Genomic DNA, 2582 nt, shown 5'->3' on the forward strand with positions numbered 1-2582 from the left:
GGCCACTCGGACGGTCCCGATGCAGCGCCCCCCTCACCCCAACCCTCTCCCGCCCCCGCGAAAGCTCACGCTTTCGCTTGGGGGGAGAGGGAGCCCACCGTCTACGCGGCCAGCGTCCGGGACACGAGTTCTTGAGCTAGCGCGTATGAGGGTCGCCCCTACGAAAATCGCTCCTGCGAAAATCGGCCCTGCGTTTGCTGCTTTCGCCTCGCCTTGATTCCCCGCGCCGCCGCCGATACGGTCCCGCGCGCTTGCCGCCCCCTTAAGCCGAAGACCTGACCTCACGATGGACAAGATCCCTCAGCACATGCGCCCGGAACGCTCGTTCCAGGGCTTCATCCTGGCCCTGCAGCGGTTCTGGGCCGATCAGGGCTGCGTGATCCTGCAGCCTTACGATATGGAAATGGGAGCGGGAACTTTTCATCCGGCGACGACCTTGCGCGCGCTCGGGCCAAAACCCTGGAAGGCCGCCTATGTGCAGCCCTCGCGCCGGCCCAAGGACGGCCGCTATGGCGAAAACCCCAACCGGCTGCAGCACTACTACCAGTTCCAGGTCATCATAAAACCGTCGCCGCCGGACCTGCAGGAGCTTTATCTGAAATCGCTGGCGGCGATCGGCATCGATTCGCAGCTGCACGACATCCGCTTTGTCGAGGACGACTGGGAAAGCCCGACGCTCGGCGCCTGGGGACTAGGCTGGGAATGCTGGTGCGACGGCATGGAGGTGTCGCAGTTCACCTATTTCCAGCAGGTCGCGGGTGTCGAATGCGCGCCGGTCGCCGGCGAACTCACCTACGGGCTCGAACGGCTCGCCTGTTATCTGCAAGGCGTCGACCGCATCATGGACCTCAACTTCAACGGCCGTGAGGGCGACGAGAAGGTCAGCTATGGCGATGTGTTCTTCCAGGCCGAACAGGAATATTCCCGGCACAATTTCGAACACGCCGACACCGCGATGCTGTTCGAGCAGTTCCGGATGGCCGAGGAAGCCTGCCGGAAATATCTGGCCGCGGGATGGAAGCAAGGCAATAACCGCCGCGAGCAGCTGATGGCGCAGCCGGCCTATGACCAGTGCATCAAGGCCAGCCACGTCTTCAACCTTTTGGACGCGCGCGGCGTGATCTCGGTGACCGAGCGGCAGAGCTACATCATGCGGGTGCGCGAACTGGCAAAAGCCTGCGGCGAAGCCTGGATGCACACCGAAGCGGGCAGGGCGTAATGCCCGATTTGCTTTTCGAACTTTTCTCGGAAGAAATTCCCGCCCGGATGCAGGCGAAGGCGGCCGAGGATTTGCGCCGCATGGTCACCGACAAGCTCGTGGCGGAAGGCCTCGTCTATGACGGCGCCAAAGCCTTTGCGACGCCGCGGCGGCTGACGCTGACCGTGCATGGAATCCCTGCGCGGCAATCCGATCTGAAGGAAGAGCGCAGGGGGCCACGGGTCGGTGGCCCGGAGGCGGCGATCTCAGGCTTCCTCAGGGCGACCGGGCTTGCCTCGCTCGACGAGGCAAAAATCCAGCGCGATCCGAAGAAGGGCGATTTCTACATCGCGCTGATCGAAAAGCCCGGCCGCGCCACGCTGGACGTGCTCGCCGACATGCTGCCGGTCATCATCAGGACCTTTCCATGGCCGAAATCAATGCGCTGGGGCGAGCGCTCCGCCAGACCAGGCGCGCTTTCCTGGGTGCGGCCGCTGCATGCGATTGTCGCCACCTTCGGCCTGGAAACCGAAGATCCCGATGTGGTGAAATTTTCCGTCGACGGCATCGTGGCCGGCCAGACCACGTTTGGCCACCGCTTCATGGCGCCGGCGCCGATTGCCGTGCGCCGCTTCGAGGATTATGAGGCAAAACTTCTGGATGCCAAGGTCGTGCTCGATGCCGAGCGCCGCAAGGACACGATAATCACCGACGCCAGACAGCTGGCGTTCGCGCAGGGCCTTGAACTGGTCGAGGATCAGGGGCTGCTCGATGAGGTCGCGGGACTGGTCGAATGGCCCGTGGTGCTGATGGGATCGTTCGAGCAGGAATATCTCACGATCCCATCAGAGGTGATCCGCGCCACGATACGCACCAACATGAAATGCTTTGTGGTGCGCGATCCCAAGGTGGGAAAACTGACCAACAAATTCATCCTCACCGCCAACATCGAGGCCTCCGACGGCGGCAACACCATCATCGCCGGCAACGAGCGCGTGATCCGCGCGCGGCTGAGCGACGCTAAGTTTTTCTATGAGAGCGATCTGAGGACGAAGCTGGAAGACCGGCTGCCGAAGTTCGACAACATCGTGTTTCACGAGAAGCTGGGTACCCAGGGCGAACGGATCAAGCGGATCGAGCGACTGGCCGTCGAGATCGCACCGCTGGTCGGTGCCGATGTTGAAAAAACCGCGCGCGCCGCGAAGCTCGCCAAGGCGGATTTGCTGACCGAAGTGGTCGGCGAATTCCCGGAGCTGCAAGGCTTGATGGGAAAATACTACGCGCTGGCGCAGGGCGAGGATGCGAGTGTCGCCGCCGCGAGCGAGGAGCACTACAAGCCGCAGGGGCCGAACGATCGCGTGCCGACCGATCCGGTGAGTATAGC

2 protein-coding genes are annotated in these 2582 nt (G+C 63.0%); both read left to right on the top strand.

Translation table 11 applies throughout. The features are described from left to right. Positions 1–286: 286 nt before the first annotated feature. Positions 287–1219, top strand: coding sequence for a glycine--tRNA ligase subunit alpha (locus ABSG20_RS34400; protein ID WP_423868886.1), 933 nt, complete (start codon positions 287–289; stop codon positions 1217–1219). After that, on the top strand, positions 1219–2582 hold a 1364-nt coding region (gene glyS / locus ABSG20_RS34405), incomplete at its 3' end, for a glycine--tRNA ligase subunit beta (RefSeq protein WP_423868887.1). The genes ABSG20_RS34400 and glyS, both read left to right, overlap by 1 nt.

The sequence above is a fragment of the Bradyrhizobium sp. genome (assembly GCF_049512235.1).
GTDB lineage: Bacteria > Pseudomonadota > Alphaproteobacteria > Rhizobiales > Xanthobacteraceae > Bradyrhizobium.